The 18,431-nt window shown below is 40.2% G+C and carries 16 protein-coding genes; 11 read left to right on the top strand and 5 right to left on the bottom strand.

Annotated elements, in window-relative coordinates; translation table 11 throughout:
- The first annotated feature begins 74 nt into the window (after positions 1-74).
- From ACUW85_RS00735 to ACUW85_RS00725, 3 genes are read left to right on the top strand one after another with little or no spacing between them, the layout of a single operon-like run.
- Complete coding sequence (locus tag ACUW85_RS00735; protein ID WP_182022985.1) at positions 75-1,670, top strand: ABC transporter ATP-binding protein; 1,596 nt, start codon at positions 75-77, stop codon at positions 1,668-1,670.
- Complete coding sequence (locus ACUW85_RS00730) at positions 1,657-2,736, top strand: ABC transporter permease (protein ID WP_048727468.1); 1,080 nt, start codon at positions 1,657-1,659, stop codon at positions 2,734-2,736. Before ACUW85_RS00735 ends, ACUW85_RS00730 begins: the two co-directional genes overlap by 14 nt.
- The gene (locus tag ACUW85_RS00725) at positions 2,736-3,692 is read left to right on the top strand and encodes an ABC transporter permease (protein ID WP_149255691.1); all 957 of its coding nucleotides are present in this window, start codon (positions 2,736-2,738) and stop codon (positions 3,690-3,692) included. The genes ACUW85_RS00730 and ACUW85_RS00725 overlap by 1 nt, the downstream gene beginning before the upstream one ends.
- Positions 3,693-3,766: 74 nt before the next feature.
- On the opposite strand, the gene ACUW85_RS00720 is transcribed toward ACUW85_RS00725, so the two are convergent.
- Together ACUW85_RS00720 and ACUW85_RS00715 are read right to left on the bottom strand one after the other, a co-directional pair.
- A complete protein-coding gene (locus tag ACUW85_RS00720) occupies positions 3,767-4,390 on the bottom strand; it encodes a flavin reductase family protein (protein WP_149255690.1) in 624 nt (207 codons plus the stop codon).
- 16 nt (positions 4,391-4,406) lie between these two features.
- Positions 4,407-5,429, bottom strand: coding sequence for a lactonase family protein (locus tag ACUW85_RS00715; protein WP_149255689.1), 1,023 nt, complete (start codon positions 5,427-5,429; stop codon positions 4,407-4,409).
- Positions 5,430-5,580: 151 nt separating this feature from the next.
- On the opposite strand from ACUW85_RS00715, the gene ACUW85_RS00710 reads away from it, so the two are divergent.
- The 3 genes from ACUW85_RS00710 (at position 5,581) to ACUW85_RS00700 (ending at position 10,449) form a co-directional block, all read left to right on the top strand.
- On the top strand, positions 5,581-6,798 hold the full coding sequence (locus tag ACUW85_RS00710; RefSeq protein ID WP_182022986.1) for an AI-2E family transporter: 1,218 nt from the start codon (positions 5,581-5,583) through the stop codon (positions 6,796-6,798).
- Positions 6,799-6,892: 94 nt separating this feature from the next.
- Positions 6,893-8,608 carry an ABC transporter ATP-binding protein gene (locus tag ACUW85_RS00705; protein ID WP_149314582.1) on the top strand — a complete coding sequence of 572 codons (1,716 nt, stop codon included), beginning with the start codon at positions 6,893-6,895 and terminating at the stop codon, positions 8,606-8,608.
- The gene (locus ACUW85_RS00700) at positions 8,608-10,449 is read left to right on the top strand and encodes an ABC transporter ATP-binding protein (RefSeq protein ID WP_149314583.1); all 1,842 of its coding nucleotides are present in this window, start codon (positions 8,608-8,610) and stop codon (positions 10,447-10,449) included. Before ACUW85_RS00705 ends, ACUW85_RS00700 begins: the two co-directional genes overlap by 1 nt.
- Before the next feature lie 73 nt (positions 10,450-10,522).
- Here ACUW85_RS00700 and ACUW85_RS00695 read toward each other — a convergent pair whose 3' ends face one another.
- The 3 genes from ACUW85_RS00695 to ACUW85_RS00685 are packed head-to-tail and all read right to left on the bottom strand — an operon-like array spanning position 10,523 to position 13,186.
- Positions 10,523-11,110 (bottom strand): SOS response-associated peptidase family protein, encoded by a 588-nt coding sequence (locus ACUW85_RS00695; RefSeq protein WP_048727449.1) that lies wholly within the window; start codon positions 11,108-11,110, stop codon positions 10,523-10,525.
- Between the two features lie 40 nt (positions 11,111-11,150).
- Entirely contained in the window at positions 11,151-11,834 is a 684-nt protein-coding gene (locus ACUW85_RS00690) for a type 1 glutamine amidotransferase (protein ID WP_048727447.1), read from the bottom strand.
- Positions 11,834-13,186, bottom strand: a complete 1,353-nt coding sequence (locus ACUW85_RS00685) for a Mur ligase family protein (RefSeq protein ID WP_048727445.1) — start codon at positions 13,184-13,186, stop codon at positions 11,834-11,836. Before ACUW85_RS00685 ends, ACUW85_RS00690 begins: the two co-directional genes overlap by 1 nt.
- A 228-nt stretch (positions 13,187-13,414) precedes the next feature.
- Here ACUW85_RS00685 and ACUW85_RS00680 point away from each other — a divergent pair, with 228 nt between their 5' ends.
- The 5 genes from ACUW85_RS00680 (at position 13,415) to glyA (ending at position 18,430) form a co-directional block, all read left to right on the top strand.
- Positions 13,415-14,035, top strand: a complete 621-nt coding sequence (locus ACUW85_RS00680; RefSeq protein WP_016897071.1) for a thymidine kinase — start codon at positions 13,415-13,417, stop codon at positions 14,033-14,035.
- 96 nt (positions 14,036-14,131) lie between these two features.
- Positions 14,132-15,205 carry a peptide chain release factor 1 gene (gene prfA, locus ACUW85_RS00675; protein WP_048727442.1) on the top strand — a complete coding sequence of 358 codons (1,074 nt, stop codon included), beginning with the start codon at positions 14,132-14,134 and terminating at the stop codon, positions 15,203-15,205.
- Entirely contained in the window at positions 15,198-16,076 is an 879-nt protein-coding gene (prmC, locus tag ACUW85_RS00670; RefSeq protein ID WP_182022987.1) for a peptide chain release factor N(5)-glutamine methyltransferase, read from the top strand. The genes prfA and prmC overlap by 8 nt, the downstream gene beginning before the upstream one ends.
- A gap of 36 nt (positions 16,077-16,112) precedes the next feature.
- On the top strand, positions 16,113-17,138 hold the full coding sequence (locus tag ACUW85_RS00665) for an L-threonylcarbamoyladenylate synthase (protein ID WP_182022988.1): 1,026 nt from the start codon (positions 16,113-16,115) through the stop codon (positions 17,136-17,138).
- 71 nt (positions 17,139-17,209) lie between these two features.
- On the top strand, positions 17,210-18,430 hold the full coding sequence (gene glyA / locus ACUW85_RS00660; protein WP_182022989.1) for a serine hydroxymethyltransferase: 1,221 nt from the start codon (positions 17,210-17,212) through the stop codon (positions 18,428-18,430).
- The last annotated feature ends 1 nt before the right edge of the window (position 18,431 follow it).

The following is an 18,431-nucleotide window of genomic DNA, read 5'->3' as shown; positions in this document are numbered from 1 at the left end:
TAAACTGCGTCAGTCAAATTGGCTGACGCTTTTAATTTGGATAGGCGTCTAAGTTAGAAAAGAGGAAGATAGACATGCAAAATGAAAATGTCATTGAAATGCGTGATATTACAAAAATATTTGGTACATACAAAGCCAACGATAATATCAATTTCAATTTAAAAAAAGGTGAAGTTCATGCCTTACTAGGGGAAAACGGGGCCGGAAAATCGACCTTGATGAATATTTTGTCCGGTTTACTAGCACCAACATCTGGCGAGATTTTGGTGAACGGTCAAGCGGCAGTCATCAGTTCACCTGACCATGCCAATAAATTAGGTATCGGTATGGTTCACCAACATTTCATGTTGATTGATAAATTTACAGTAGCCGAAAATATTATGCTTGGTAAAGAATCTACAAAATTTGGATACCTTGACGAGAATGCAGCTTATACAAAAATCAAAGAGTTATCTAGCCAATACCATTTAGCCGTTGATCCAGATGCTTACGTACAGGATATTTCTGTTGGTCAACAACAAAGAGTTGAAATCATTAAGGCGCTATACCGTGGGGCTGATATTTTAATTTTTGATGAACCGACTGCTGTATTGACCCCTCAAGAAATCGAAGAATTGATGCACATTATGAAAGCTATGACGCTTGAAGGCAAATCCATTATTTTGATTACCCATAAATTAGATGAAATCACCTCAGTTGCTGATCGTTGTACAGTAATTCGTCGCGGTCAAAGTATTGATACGGTTGATGTTGCAAACACCAACAAGCAAGAGTTGGCGGACATGATGGTTGGACGTCATGTGAATTTCAAAGTTGAGAAAAAGCCAGCTGAGACAGGCGAAATTATTTTGCAGGTCAATGATTTAGTGGTCAATGAATCTAGGGGCTTACAGGCAGTGAAATCTGTAGATTTTGGGGTGCGGGCAGGTGAAGTTTTAGGCATTGCTGGAATCGATGGTAACGGACAAACTGAATTAATCCAAGCGATTTCAGGTTTAAGAAAAGTGGTGTCAGGAAAGGTGACTTTAGCTGGTAAAGATGTGACCAACAAGCGTCCACGTAAGATTACAGAAGCTGGATTAGGACATATCCCTGAAGACCGGCAAAAACATGGTTTATTCCTTGAATTATCGATTGCAGAGAATATGGCTATGCAGTCTTATTACCAAAAACCTTTCTCAAAAAATGGGCTCTTAAACCACAATTTCATCAATGACCATGCCAAAATTCTCATCGATGAGTTTGACGTGAGAACCGAAAGTGAAGCAACGCTAGCAGGTGCCTTATCTGGTGGTAACCAACAGAAGGTAATTATCGCGCGTGAAATAGACCGAAATCCAGACTTATTAATCGCAGCTCAACCGACTCGTGGTTTGGACGTAGGGGCGATTGAGTTTGTGCACGACCGGGTAGTACAACATAGAGACGCAGGGAAGAGTGTATTGTTAATGAGTTTTGAACTAGACGAAATTATGGGTGTTGCTGACCGCATTGCAGTGATGCATGACGGTAAAATAAATGCCATCGTCGATGCTGACGATACGAATGAAACGGAATTGGGTCTATTAATGGCGGGTGTAAGCTTAGAAGAAGCACGCGTGCAAAGCGTCTTACATCCAGTCGGTCAAGATACAATAGCGGAAGGGGGTGAACCAGTTGAAAGCATTTAAGACAAATACGCTGGTTGAAAAATTGGCTATTCCAGTGATTTCTATTTTAAGCGGCTTTATTCTAGGCGCCTTAATCATGTTATTTTTCGGCTACAATCCAATTGCTGCCTACGATGCCATGATCATGACTGTTCTATCTAGCCCATACTTCATTGGTGAAGTCTTAAGACAAGCAACAGTGTTAACGTTAACTGGTTTAGCCTTTAATGTCGCTTACCAATCAGGTTTCTTTAATATTGGTTTATCGGGTCAATTATTAGCCGGGTGGTTATCATCAGTAGCTTTCGCCCTGGCCTTTCCAGATTTACCGCAAATGATTATGGTACCTGCAATCCTCCTTATTGGGACCTTATCTGGTGCCTTATACGCCTCAATTGCTGGTGTTTTGCGCGCATACTTAGGGACAAATGAAGTTGTTGTGACGATTATGTTGAACTATATCATCTTGTATACGACCAATTACCTTATTCGTGAGGTGCTAGGGTCAGGGAATATGACTGATAAAGTTGGCGAGAATGCTTCCTTAGCTTTAGGTTTTATCTCAACATTAACAGGTGGGTCTCGTTTAAATATGGGGATTTTTATTGCTATCATCATGGTTATTCTATACGGATTTGTGATGAAACATACAACTATGGGCTTTGAATTAAAGGCCGTTGGATTAAATAAAAATGCAGCGGAATATGCAGGTATTCACGTGGAGAAAAATATCGTCTTAGCCATCTTCTTATCTGGTGGTTTGGCTGGTTTAGCGGGCGTCATCCATGGTATCGGGACTTTTGGTAACTTGTATACACTAACATCTCTACCATCTGAAGGGTTTAACGGAATTGCCGTTGGCTTGCTTGGAATGGGGACGCCAGTCGGGACTTTTCTAGCTTCTATCTTATTCGGTATCTTGAATATTGGGGCTTCATTTATGCCAAACCGTGCCGGTGTACCGGATGAATTGGCGAGTGTTATTACAGCTGCTATCATCTTCTTTATCGGTTCATCTTATATCATTTCATATGCAATAGATAAATTCGGTAAGAGTAAAAAATCGACAGTGGAGGGGGAACAATAATGGACTTTTCTACTATTTTACAATTAATTGTGTCTTCAACATTAATGTACGCAGCACCCCTTATGTTTACCGCAATCGGTGGTGCCTTCTCTGAACGGTCAGGTGTGGTGAACATTGGTTTGGAAGGGATTATGGTAATGGGCGCCTTTGCTTCAGCCGTTTTCAATATCGCCATGTCAGGCACTTTCGGGGCCATGACACCTTGGGTTGGTCTTTTAGTGGGTGGACTAGTCGGCTTGATCTATTCAGGAATCCATGCCGTCTCATCTATAAACTTCCGCGCCAATCAAACCATTTCCGGTACAGTATTGAATTTAGCGGCTCCTGGGTTATCTGTTTTCTTAGTGAGAGCAATTTATGGGGCAGCGCAAACAGGTCCATTAGCGAAACCTTTTGTGACCTATAATATTTTAGGTTTGAATAACATCCCAGTTATTGGACCAATTTTCTTCCAAAATACTTCCGGTCCAGCCTATCTAGGTATCCTATTCGCTGTAATCGCTTGGTTTGTCTTATTCAAAACCCGTTTTGGTTTACGCCTACGTTCAGTCGGCGAGCACCCAGAAGCGGCTGAAACACTTGGTATTAACGTAAACGCAATGAAATACGCCGGCGTTTTGATTTCTGGACTCCTTGGCGGTATCGGTGGGGCAGTTCAAGCACAGGCCGTACAGAATGAATTTTCTGTAATTACCGTAGCAGGCCAAGGATTCATGGCCATGGCGGCAATGGTTTTTGGTAAATGGCATCCAGTCGGTGCACTACTTGCTGCAATATTCTTTGGATTCGCGCAAAGCTTATCGGTAACAGCAAACTACATCCCGATTATTCAAGATGTACCATCAGTTTACTTAGATATTGCTCCTTACATTTTTACGATCATCGTATTAGTTGTATTCATTGGTAAAGCCCAAGCGCCAAAAGCCTTAGGGAAAACCTTTGTTCAATCGAAATAGAAAAATTATCAAGCATCTATTCAAATTTTAGAATAAACAAAAAGGATTTGGCCGCTGCCAAATCCTTTTTTTATTTATTCCGGTCGTTCTAATACATAAGGTTTTGTGATATCTGTATACAAGTTGCCTGCTAATCTGGCAACAGGGTCTAAGGCTTCGTACAAGACGTAGCCTTTTTCCTCGTCATATACAGATTCATCCAAATGATAATCGGTAATTTCAAGGATGAACATATCAGTGATGATACGGTCCTCGCGGTCACGGATGGGTATATACTGGTAGACTTTCACTTCAAGGCGAATTAAAGCATCGGCCACACCTGGTGGGCTCACAGTCTTAGAATTAACCGTTTGAATGTCTGCTAGGGTCAATTCACTGACGTCTGCTGAAACTTTGGCAGCGGTAGCGTTCATTTTATCAATGAAAGACTTGCTGACAATATTCACTACACCTTCAGGATGGTCTAATAAATTGCGGGCGGTATCTTTAATTGAAAAATCTTCTTTCCGAAGAATAGCCATTGAAATCAAGGGCATCTTTTGCCCGGCACCACTAGTAAAAGAAAAGGGCGCCAAATTGATGACACCCGTTTCCGTGTTCTCACTAGTAATCCAACCAATTGGTCGGGGTACAATGGCACCAGATAGCAATTTATATTGTAGCTTTTCGTCCATTTGACTGGCTGCTAAATGATACATGAATGGTTAAACTCCTTTAAACTGGTGTTACACAAACAATTTCGTTAATGCTGGTATTATCAACGTAGGTTAATAAGCCACTTGCTTGATCACGGGTAAATAATGAAATTTGTGGTTGGAATTGGTGACCAACGATGACAAATGATTCATCTGCATTGAAATTGAAGTCACGCGGGAAATCGCCTTCAGTTGAAATGTTTTGAATTTCAGTTAAACTTTGACCATCTGCTGAAACTTCAAAAACAGTAATTGAGTTGTGACCACGGTTTGAAACGTATAAGAACTTGTTGTCACTTGATAAACGAATCGCTGCTGATGAGTTGAATTCAGTCCAATCGCTTGGAATCGTGTCATAACGGTTACCAGCAACTAAGGAACCATCTTCTTGAATGTTTAATACTTCAACTGTGTAGTCCAATTCCCCTAAAAGGTAAACGATTGGTTCTGAATGGTGGAAGGCAAGGTGACGTGGTCCAGTACCTGGAGCTGCTTTGTATACACTCACTTCAGCTAATTTGTTATCATCATTAAGTGTATAAGTGTGAACTTCATCAGTTCCTAAATCACAGGAAAGAATGTATTTGTGGTCATTTGTTGGATGGATAAAGTGGGCATGGGCAAAGTCTTGATTTTCATGTGGGCCAACTGGTGAAGTATGTCGGATAACATCCGTCACAGTCAATGTACCGTCTTCGTTGACTTTAATCACGGCTAATTCACCTTTTTTGTAGTTAGCGTTATAAAGAACATTTGCTTTTTCATCATATGTTAAGTAACAACCATTTTCGTTAAATACTTTCACACGGTCTTTAAAGGCAAATTGACCATCATTATTTTCGTAGTGGGCAACACCAGGCTCATCACCGTCACTTAAAGTAAATAGGTGTTTGCCGTCTTTAGATAAAGTAATGTAAGTAGGGTTGTTTTCTTCAATAATCAATTCACTTGCTTCAAAAGCTTTCTTATCAGCATTTAGCTTTAAGGTATGAATACCCTTATTGTCTTCACGCGTATAACCAGATACATAAATCGTTTCCATAATAAAAATCCCTTCTTTCTTAAGATAATCTCATTATACAAGAAAACGCTCTTATTAACATCAAAAATGGATATACTTTGATTGTTTAGGCACATATATATAGGAAGAAATATTTGATATAATAGACGTATGCAGTACAGGAGGGGACGTCATGAACGATAAAATCAATCCAGAAGAAACACCATCAACGAAAAACCAGACAGATTTTTCAAAATCCTGGTTTTTCAAATATATTTTAAATAATCGATATACTGGCGCCTTGATGGTCGGTATTTTAATTGTCATTTTCGTGAGCTTATTTACCCGAGTATCATACCTTTTAGACCCCGCCGTTTCCTTTATCCAATATGTTTCACTACCTATTGTCGCAGCAGCCATTTTCTACTATTTGACAGTACCTTTAGTGAATCAAATCGAAAAAGGGGGACTAAACCGAACTTGGGGGTCAGCAATCGTTTTACTACTGATTGCGGTGGTCGTTACAGGCCTTGTCGCCTTGATCCCAACAGTAGCGGATGAAGGGCGTAATTTGATCAATAACTGGGATACTATTTGGACAGACTATCAAAGTCGCTTACAAACCTTGATTCGTGGGGATTGGTACGACCAAGTGAACATGGTGGTCCAATCATCCATGAATAATGTATTAGACCTGTCATCATTTAATTGGGAGAGTATTGCCAATTCAGCAATCACAAGTGTCTCGTCTATCGTAGGGACAGTGACCAGGGTAACAGTAGCTATTTTTACCGCGCCGATTATCTTATTCTACATGTTACGCGACGGCCACAAATTGCCGACATATTTCGCACAATTTCTGCCTATTAAAATTCGTAAGTCGACTTTACACCTATTAAGCGATATGAACTTACAAATTAGCCAATATATCCGTGGGCAAATTATTGTCGCGATTGGGGTGGCGATTATGTTTGTAGTTGGTTACTCAATTGTTGGACTACCTTATGGGGTAATTATTGGGGTTGCTGCAGGTTTCCTAAATATCATCCCTTATATAGGGTCATTCATAGCCATGGTGCCAGCCATTATTGTCGCGATTGTAATGGGGCCAATGATGATTGTAAAAGTCTTGATCGTATTCGCTATTGAGCAGACGATTGAAAGTCGTGTGATTTCACCACAAGTTTTGGGGTCTAATATGGCTATTCACCCGGTCACTATCATGCTTTTATTAATCTCAGCCGGATCAATTTTTGGGGTTGCGGGGGTTATATTCGTCATTCCAATTTACGCTGTCATCAAAGTCATGTTTAGCCACTTCTTTGCTTGGTATAAAAGGGTTTCCGGCTTATATTTAGAAGAAGAAGGCATCTTAGAAGACGCCATTTTAGAGGATACACCCGGCAAGTAATTTTTATTTGTGTATTGAGATAAAAGGGCGTATAATGCCCTCTTGAAGCAATATTCGCATTGTTTACATTATAAAACATAAAAGGAGGAATTAGATGTGGCGTTTAATTAAACGAATTCCCTTTTGGGCTATGTTCGGGGCAATTGTCTTTGCCTTAACACAGGCCATTGGGGAATTATTATTGCCAACGCAGACCGCTCGCATTATCGACGAGGGTGTTGCGGCAGGAGACATGCAGGCTATCTATAGGATTGGTGGTCAGATGATCTTGATTACCATCTTAGTCATCATTTCTGCAGGGATTTCAGTATATATTTCTGCCCGTACCAGCCAAAACTTGGGTAGAAAATTGCGTAATGAAATTTATACAAAAGTTTTGCAGTTTTCAAAAGAAAATATGGGGACCTATGGTGAGGCCTCATTGATTACGCGTTCTTCAAACGATATTCAACAGGTTGAAGTGACTGTTATGATGATTATGCGTATGGTCTTACTTTCGCCAGCCATGCTACTAGCAGCTGTCGTGATGGCCGTATTAGCTAGTCCAGAATTGAGTTTAGTTTATGCAGTCTCAGGTCCAGTATTAGCCTTGTTAATTTTTATTATTTTACGCATTGTGTCACCATATTTTAAATCCATGCAAAATAAGGTTGATGATTTGAACCTTATTTTCCGAGAAGGATTGACAGGTGTACGTGTTGTAAGAGCCTTTAACAAATCAGATTTTGAAGTAGCAAGATTTGCTGAAGCCAATAAAGATTATGCGGATACAGCGATTAAAGCGATGTTCCGGATGTCTTTTTTAATGCCTATCATGACAACAATTCTATCACTAACAAACATTACTTTATCATGGCGCGGTGCCCATTTAGTGGCCGCTCAAAATCTAAGTGTTGGGGTCATCCTTTCATTCGTGAACTATTCATTCATTATCATGTTCTCATTTATGATGTTAGGGATGATTTTCGTGATTTTACCGCGTGCCCAAGTGTCCGCTCAACGGATCAATGAAATTTTGGATACTGAAATCGCTATTCATTCACCTGAAAACCCAGTATCTATTGACCGTCAAGCACCAGGTGAAGTGACATTCGAAGACGTTGCCTTTAGATTTGGTAACGCAGAGCATAATGTAGTGGACGACATCAACTTCCAAGTGAAACCAGGACAAACCTTAGCCATTATTGGGGGTACTGGTTCTGGAAAAACGACGATTGCCAACTTACTCTTACGTTTTTCAGACGTAACTAAGGGTGCTGTTAAAGTCAACGGTACTGATGTGCGCGACTTATCATTGAATAATTTGCGTGATTTGATCGGCTATGTACCGCAAAAAGCCAACTTATTCTCAGGGACCATTCGTGAAAACTTGAAGTATGGTAACGGTGACGCTAGCGATGAAGAACTTTGGTATGCATTACGCATTGCCCAATCTGAATCATTCGTTCGAGAATTGCCGGATGGTTTAGATGCCCACGTGGCTCAAGGTGGGAATAACTTCTCAGGTGGACAAAAACAAAGACTTTGTATTGCCCGTGCCATCGTCAAACAAGCAAACATTTATCTTTTCGATGACTCATTCTCAGCCTTAGACTACACCACTGACCGTAATTTACGAGGCGCTTTAAAAGAAGTGACTGAAAATGCGGCAACAATTATTATTGCACAACGTGTTTCAACTATTCGTGATGCAGATACGATTGTGGTCCTTGATAAGGGTGAAATTTCAGGTATTGGTAGCCATGATGAATTGATGGCAAATGACATCTACCGAGAAATTGTCGAATCACAAATTAAGGGGGCGAACTAATGGCGAATAAAAGAAAAAAACTAGAAGGCCGTCGTCATAAACCAAAAAACTTTTGGTCAACCCTAGGTCGCTTCATCAAATATATGGCTAGTCGGAAATGGACATTCTTATTGATTATTGTACTGATTATCCTAGCAACCACATTCCAAATTGTGTCACCACGTATTTTAGGTCAAGCAACTACTCTGATTACCGATGGGGTAAGTAATGGCTTGCAAAACGTGGATGGACAGCAAATGTACGTCATTGATTATGCTAGGTTAGTAAAAATCTTAACTAAAGTAGTTACTTTCTACTTAATTAGTGCCTTATTTAACTTCTTACAAGGAGCTTTATTAAGCCGTACTGCCCAACGCGTGATTGAAGACTTAAGAAATGATATGCGGGCGAAATTAAACCGTCTGCCGATCTCATTCTTAGATTCAACGCCAAATGGTGAAATCATGTCACGTGCCATTAATGATGTTGAAGCGATTGCTATGTCACTACAACAAACCTTGCAACAGGTCTTGATGTCTAGTACGCAATTTGTCCTAACTATCGTGATGATGACCTTAATCAGTTCAAAAATGACCTTAATTGCAGCAGGAACTATTTTATTATCTACAATTGTTATGCTGTCTATTACACCGGTATCGCAAAGACTATTCGCCACCCAACAAAGGGTGCAAGGGAATATGAATGCATATATCGAAGAAAACTATTCTGGTCAAATTGAAAATAATGCTTTCAACCAAAATGAAGGTAAAATTGCTCAGTTTGAAGAGAAATCAGCAGAATACTATGCGGTTTCTTGGAAAGCCCAATTCATTTCGGGTATCTTAATGCCGTTGATGAACTTGGCGAAAAACTTTGGTTACGTAGCGGTAGCTATCGTCGGTGGTTTCTCAGTGGCTAACGGTACTATGGTAATTGGTGACGTTCAAGCCATGCTACAATACGCAGGGATCCTATCAGAGCCCCTAAAACAAACGGCTAACATGATAAACCAATTACAACGTATGGTAGCGTCTATCGAACGTATTTTTGAATTCCTTGACGTTGAAGAAATGGAAGAAGTGACTTCTGGTCAACCAGCTATTGAAACAGACTATAAGATGATTTTCGACCACGTCCAATTTGGTTATCAACCAGGCGAAGAGAACCTACTAATGACTGACTTCAACCTAACCGTTGAACCAGGTCAAATGGTGGCAATTGTAGGACCTACAGGGGCCGGTAAATCAACCATAATTAACTTAATCGAACGGTTCTATAATATTTCTGGTGGCTCTATTAAATATGACGGTGTAGATACAAGAGATATTGACCAAGAAGAATTACGTTCACGAATGGGTATGGTATTGCAAGATACTTGGCTATTTAATGGGTCTATTGCAGACAACATTGCTTACGGGTCAAACAATCCAAATGTGACCCGTGATGAAGTGATTCGTGCCGCAAAAGCTGCCCATGTAGATGACTTTGTACGGACCTTGCCAGATGGATATGACACCATTATCAACCAAGATGGTTCTAATATTTCCCAAGGTCAACGTCAATTAGTGACGATTGCTCGGGCCTTTATGTCTGATCCAGAGATTTTAATCTTGGATGAAGCGACATCGTCAATTGATACGCGTACAGAAAAACTCATTCAAAATGCCATGAATCAATTACTTGAAGGAAGGACTTCATTTGTTGTTGCCCACCGTTTATCAACCATTCAAGATGCAGATAACATTATTGTATTGAACCATGGTGACGTCATTGAAACAGGTAACCACGAGGAATTACTAGCTCAAGAAGGATTCTACTATAATCTTTATAATTCACAATTTGTGAAAGGTGAATTTGAATAAGCACGTATGTACAACAAAAAGCGAGTCGTTTTAATCTAAACGGCTCGCTTTTTGAGTACATCTTATTGAAATGTCACGATACTTTTGTGGGTACTAATTGTTGGTGTGTAGGCTTTTGATAATTGAAGGCAAAGTCATCATCTAAAATCCATTTAGCAATATCTGCTTGTGGAATCAAAAGGGGCATCCGGTTGTGGATGGGGCTAACAACTTCATCAGGTTCCGTAGTGATGATAATAGACTCAGCTTGTTTTTGCCCAGTCTTTTTGTCAGGATAAATCCGGTAAAAACCACCCGCATAAATGACCCGACCAGAATCCGAAAAGGTATAAGCTTCCTTATCTTCAGAAAATTCAAAGAAGGCTGACATAGGGAAAACAATCCGTTGACCTTCAAATGGCCCTCTAAAAGTCTTCTTCTCGCGGAGGGTTTCAACCCGGGCGTTAATCATCAATTGACTGGGGTTGAAACCTGTAAATCCCCAACGCGTAATACCAGAAACGATTTCCCCGTCAGGATTAGCGCCAAGCGTCACCACCTGATTAGAAGGAAAGATCGTCCCATCCCTTAAGTCAGTCACATCAACACCGCGACTGGTAATTTCTTCGTAATAATCGACGAGAATTTGCTCATTTTTATCATATAAATAGCGACCACACATAACATAGCTCCTTTACTTTTAAGCAAAAGGGACTTCAAATTTAAGCTGACTGGTTTTCTTTCGCTAATCTGGCTTGCATATTTTTAATGGCTAGACCAACAATTTCATTGGTTAATTGTTCGTTACGTACTAATAAAGGGCCGTGGAAGTATGAACCAAAAGTATTTTTATACATAACACCTTCCGTTTGGTCTTCACCGTTGTTACCAAAACCAGTAACCACTTTACCTAAGGGTTGAGTATTTTCCCCTAAAAAGGTCCGGCCGTTATGGTTTTCATAGCCGTAGTAAGTCTGGCCAAAACGGTCATTTTCAATGACGATATCACCAATAAAGCGGTTATTGTCTTGATTTAATGTGTAGTGGTCTAAGGCACCAATACCTTCTAACCGGTCGCCAGCAGCATTGATGTAGTACTTTCCAAGCAATTGGAATCCACCACAGATACCGATTGTTACACCGTCGTTTTCAATATACTGGGTTAAAGCTTCTTTTTTTGATTGGATGTCACGGGCTACAATTTTTTGTTCATAATCTTGGCCACCACCAAAGAAGACAAGGTCAAATTGGCTAGGGTCAAATTCATCACCGATAGAGACTAATTGGGTTTCAACATTGACCTTTTGTGCTTTCGCTGCATGTTGTAACATCAACAAGTTACCGTTATCACCATATGTATTCATTAAGTTCCCATATAAATGGGCAATTTTTAAAGTTTGTTCCATTAACTCATGCGCTCCTTCACGTAACCTAATTCAGCCAATTCTTTTCTAATAGCAAGCATAGCTGTATAAGTCGCTAGAATATAGACTTTTTCAGTCGGTGCATTTTTCACTGTTTCAATAATGGCTTTAGGATCTTCTAACTGGATTAATTGGTCTTGGTTAAAGCCAGCGACTGCCATACGTTTAGACAAGTCAGCCACACGAATACCTGCCACATAAGAAGCTTCAATATTGTCCATTTCGGCTAGTTTTTCAAAGTTACCATCCCAAATCCAAGATACATCTTGGCCGTCAGCGGGACGGTCATTTAAAACTGAAATCAGGGTATATGGTGCTTTTTCTAAAAGACATAATTCGATGATTTGGTTTAGACCTACAGGGTTTTTGATAAGGTTAATCCGTAAGTCGTGACCTTCCACGTTGATGGCTTCTTGACGCCCGAAAATACGTTTAGCCCCTTGCAATCCTTCAGCGATATCTGCTTGGCTAACACCAAAATACCGGCCTAGTGAATAGGCTGATAAGGCGTTGTAGACATTATATAAACCAGCAACTGGAATACTGTATTGGTAGCCATCAATTGTAAAGCTAGCTGATTCCGGTGTTAGTTCATTAATTTCTTCTACTTGATAAGTTAATTCTGGACGACTCACGCCACAGTTTGGACAGAAATAGTCACCAAGGTTGCTGTAGGTAATGCTATGATAATGTAAAACATGTTCACAGTTCGGACAGATAACACCGTCAGTATTGTTGTCTGCTAGGAAGTCTTTTGACTGGTCTTCTGTGTTGAAACCGAAAAAAACTTGCTTGTTGTCTACTTTACGTGATGAGAAAATTGGCGCATCACCGTTTTGCATTAGAATAGCGTCTTTCGCTTTTGCAGCACCTTGTAGGATAAAGTCATAAGTGGTGTAGATTTCACCATAGCGGTCCATTTGGTCGCGGAAGATGTTGGTGGTTAAAATCACTTCTGGTTTAATATGTTCAGTGATATGACGTAAAGATGCTTCGTCCACTTCAAGAACAGCCACTTTATCCTTGGACTTTGTACCAGAGTCTTCAATGAAGGATGAGGTGATACCTTGCAGCATGTTTGACCCTGAATTGTTAGTCATGACATGGTCAAATTTTTGTTTCAAAATATTGACAGTTAGGGCAGTGGTCACTGTTTTACCGTTGGTACCCGTAATAATGACTACACGGTAATTCTCACCTAAGGCTTTTAGGATCTCAGGATCAATTTTCTGTGCAATTTTACCGGGTAGAGAAGTACCACCGCTTGTAAATCTCTTTAATAATTGTTGGCTTGTACGGCCAGCTACTGTTGCTAGTTGACTCTTAAATTTCATTTTTGGCACTCCCCTAATCATTTGCTATCCGCTACTTAGGCGAACTCTTAATGAACTAATTTTACCATAGGTGAGCAAAATTCTATAAAATTTCCTGTCATTTAAAATTTCTTTAAACTTTTACCGGGAATTTGACTTGCAAGCAGGAAATAAAATTGACTAGTGACGGGAATAAAAGTAAAATGAATAGCTGAGTAAATCGATATTAAAAAGTATGGGAGTGTTTAGATGGCTCAGTTATTTTTCCGTTACGGTGCAATGAATAGTGGTAAGTCTTTTGAAATCATTAAGGTAGCACATAACTATGAAGAACAAAACAAACATGTCTTGGTTTATACCAGCGCTGTTGATAACCGTGCAGGTGTCGGGAATGTGTCTAGTCGTGTGGGTGAAGAAAGATTAGCACGTGCAATTGCGACGGAGACGGATGTGTATGAGGATTTAACCACTTATATGCGAGAGAACGACCAAAAAATTTATTGTGTGTTAATTGATGAAGCCCAATTTTTATCAAAAGACCACATCTACCAATTGGCACGTATTGTTGACGAATTAGATATCCCAGTTATGGCCTTTGGCTTGAAAAATGACTTCTTAAATAACTTGTTTGAAGGATCTAAATACCTATTACTTTTAGCTGACAAGATTGAAGAAGTGAAAACCATCTGTTGGTTCTGTGCCAAGAAGGCTATTATGAACATGCGTGTAGCTGACGGGAAACCGGTGTATGAGGGTGAGCAAGTGCAAATTGGCGGAAATGAAGCCTATTACCCAGTTTGTCGTAAACATTATCACCATCCACCATTGAAAGATGGTAAAATCTATATTGAGCGCAATAATGGTGAATAGCAAGTAGGTGTAAGTGAAATAACTTTTGCCACACCTAGATTAATATCGAGAATAGACTGTAAGTTTTACATAAAGAAATAGAAAAGAGTTGAGAGCATGTTTACAGACCAATTAGATTCATTTATTGCCCGCTATGCGGAAGTAACTGAGTTAATGAGTGACCCGGACGTGATTAATGATAATCAACGGTTCCGTGCTATCTCTAAAGAAGAAGCTGATTTAAGACCGAAAGTAGAAACATTTAGTCACTACAAAGATGTGATTCAAGCTATTGAAGATACTGAGGAATTATTAGCAGAGTCATCAGATGATGAAATGACCGAATTAGCAAAAGAAGAATTGAAAGAATTAAAAGCAGAACGTGACAGTCTTGAAGAAGAGATTAAACGTTTAATGATTCCTTCAGATCCAAATGATGACAAAAATATCATCATGGAAATCCGTGGTGCAGCGGGTGGGGATGAAGCCCAATTATTTGCGGGTGACTTGTATGAAATGTACAATCGTTATGCAACTAGCCAAGGTTGGCGCGTTGAAGTTGTTGAATCATCTAGTAATGATATCGGTGGTTTCAAAGAAATCACTCTACAAATTCAAGGGGACAATGTATATTCTAAATTGAAATTTGAATCTGGCGCTCACCGTGTACAACGTGTACCAGATACAGAGTCTCAAGGTCGTGTCCATACTTCTACTGCTACAGTGGGTGTCATGCCTGAACTTGAAGATATCGACTTCGATTTAGATGATGGTGATATTCGTATTGATATTTACCGCGCCTCTGGTGCCGGTGGTCAGCACGTTAACAAGACGTCTTCTGCCGTTCGTTTAACCCACGAACCAACAGGTATTCAAGTGGCTATGCAAGACCAACGTTCACAACAACAAAATAAAGATAAAGCAATGATGATCTTACGTTCGCGCGTATACGAAAAAATTGCTTCAGAGCAACAGAATGAATATGACTCACAACGTAAGAACTTAGTAGGTACCGGGGACCGTTCAGAACGTATCCGTACATACAACTATCCTCAAAATCGTGTGACTGATCACCGAATTGGTTTAACTATTCAAAAATTAGACCGTATCATGACCGGCGAATTGGATGAAATCGTTGACGCTTTATTATTAGCCGATCAAGCCAATAAGTTAGAGGAGTTAAATGATTAATCAAACGTATCTAGAGGTCCAGGTTTGGGCCTCTTCTTTTTTAGAAGAAAATAACCAAGACGCTGAAATTGCTTATCATCTCTTGCTTGATTTAGCCGATTTTTCAGTGTCAGATTGGGCCCTTAAACGTAAGGACATCATGCCCATTTACCTGAAAGAAGCCTATCAAGCGGCTATTGAGAAGGTGGCTAAAGAAAACTATCCTTGGCAGTATATTGTCGGGAAGGCTTGGTTTTACGGTGAAACTTTCAAGGTTTCACCAGCTACCTTAATCCCAAGACAGGAAACGGAAGATTTGGTGTCATATGTGGCCGATTTAATCAAAAAAGAACATATCGCGCAAGATGCAAGGGTACTTGATATTGGTACTGGTACGGGGATTATTGCGGTTACCTTAAAACAACTGTTCCCAAACCTGCAAGTCACGGCGACAGATATTTCACCGGATGCCTTAAATATTGCCCGTGAAAATGCTGCGGATAAAAAAGCTGTTATTGATTTTCAACTTGGTGATTTATTTGAACCAGTTCTTGGCCAAGAATTTGATTTAATCATTTCAAACCCACCTTATATCGGCTCAGATGAAACGGATGTGATGTCCAAATCAACGGTCCTATATGAACCAGATTTAGCCCTTTTTGCAGAGGAAAACGGCTATCAAATTTATTGGCGCTTATTCGACCAAATCCATAATTATTTGGCTAAGCCGGGTTACTTTATTGGGGAATTTGGTTACCAACAAGGGCCATCCTTGCTTGCTGGCGCTAAAGACCGCCTGCGAATGACGGACGCCGAGGTAAACATTATCCAAGATTATGCGGGCAATGATCGAATTTTAGTCATCCAAAATCCATATAATACAACAATCTAAAAAATCCATAGAAATAAGAAAGGAGTTCAACCAATAATGACAAAAATCATTCAAGCAAGTGAAATTGATGAAGGAGCAGCCTTACTGCAAGATGGCCAATTAGTGGCTTTTCCAACTGAAACAGTCTTTGGTCTAGGGGCTATCGCCAATAATGCGGATGCTGTTAAATCAGTATATACAGTAAAAGGCCGTCCAAGCGATAATCCTTTGATTGTCCATATCGCTGATCCAGAAGATATTTTTGACTATATGATTGATAATGACCTGGAGAGACATGACTTAATTGAAAAATTAACAGCACAATTTTGGCCAGGTCCTTTGACCTTGGTTGTACCTGTTAAACCAGATACCTTCCCAAGTGTCGTAACTGGTGGCATGGATACAGTAGGGATTCGCTTACCGGACCATGGAACGACCCGCGATTTAATTCGCGCAACTGGCTTTCCAATCGTTGGCCCATCAGCTAACATTTCGGGTAAACCGAGTCCAACCCAAGTTGCTCATGTGATGCATGACTTTGATGGGGTCATTGGTGGCGTTGTGAATGCTGAACCAACTCGTATTGGGGTTGAATCTACGGTCTTAGATCTGACAGATTCAAGAGGGTTAACCATTTTGCGACCTGGATACATCACCAAGTCCATGCTAGCTGAAGTGGTGACAGACATGCCGATATATATTGGCGGGACCATTGCCAATAACGCGGAAGAGGCGCCAAAAGCACCAGGTATGAAATATATTCACTACAGTCCTAACCAACCTGTGATGGCCGTTTCGTCTGACAAAATGTCGAATGTGCTAGCTGATCTATCTAGTCAATCGATCAAGGTGGCACTAGCAACTAGTGAAAATAATTTTGAAAAGTACAAAACGTCAGTTGCCTCGATTGTATCACTGGGACCGACAATAGAAACCGCTACACAACAACTTTTTGCAGCTTTAAGAATGTTTGATGACCAAGAAAATATTCAACAAATTGTCGTAGAATTGTATCCTGATACAGAAAAAAATGGGGCATATCGGAATCGTTTGATCAAAGCGAGTTCAACCGTGGTAGAATAGACCTAGATAAATAAATTGGATAAGGTAGACCCCAAGGAATATTATCAAAAAATAAAGCTGGAGGCAGATGCATGAGTAACGACATTATTTTTGATTTATTAGATGAGGAAATGGACCGCCAACAACATGGGATTGAATTAATCGCAAGCGAGAACTGGGTATCGGAGGATGTACGCCGTGCGCAAGGATCAATTGCAACCAATAAATACGCTGAAGGGTATCCGGGTAAACGTTACTACGGAGGCTGTGAAGTCGTGGATAAGATTGAAACATTGGCGATCGACCGCGCTAAAGAATTATTTGGTGCAACATACGCAAATGTACAACCACATTCAGGCTCACAAGCCAACATGGCCGTATATGACGCTTTCTTAGAGCCAGGTGATTTAGTTTTAGGGATGAACTTAACTGATGGTGGGCATTTGACTCATGGGTCAAAAGTAAATTTCTCTGGTAAGAAATATAACTTTATTGCTTACAATGTCACAAATGATGAAGAATATATTGATTATGCTGAAATCGACCGATTAGCCAAAGAACACCAACCTAAATTAATCGTTGCCGGTGCTTCAGCTTATGCGCGCACGATTGATTTTGAAGAAATTGCTGAAACTGCTAAAGCAGTTGGTGCATACTTTATGGTTGATATGGCTCACATTGCTGGTTTAGTTGCAGCGGGTCTACATCCAAATCCAATTCCTTATGCAGACGTTGTGACTTCTACAACGCATAAAACTTTACGTGGACCTCGCGGTGGTTTAATCCTAACTGCGAACGCAGATTACGGTAAGAAATTAAACTCTGCTATTTTCCCTGGCATTCAAGGTGGCCCTTTAGAGCACGTGATTGCTGCCAAAGCTGTTGCCTTCGGTGAAGCCTTACAAGACGACTTTAAAGACTACCAAGCACAAATTATCAAAAATGCCAAAGCCTTTGAAAAAATCTTCAATGAAGAAGGCATTCCAATGGTATCTGGTGGAACAGACAACCACTTGTTATTACTAAAAGTTATCGGTTTTGACGTGACAGGTGCTGAAATCGAAACAGCCTTAGATGAAGTTGGTATTACTGTAAATAAAAATACTATTCCAAACGAAACTTTAAGTCCATTTAAGACAAGCGGTATCCGTATTGGTACGCCTGCCATCACCACTCGTGGATTTAAAGAAGCGGAGTCTGAACAAGTGGCTCGATTGATTGCTAAAATCATCAGAAATCCTCAAGATGAAGCTGTTCGTGCTGAAGTTCGTGCATCTGTTAAAGCCTTAACTGAAGCAATTCCATTAAAATAAT

It is taken from the genome of Aerococcus sp. 150760013-2 (genome assembly GCF_053627715.1).
The sequence above is the reverse complement of the archived record's forward strand: the minus strand, read 5'-3'. Positions and strand labels throughout refer to the sequence as shown.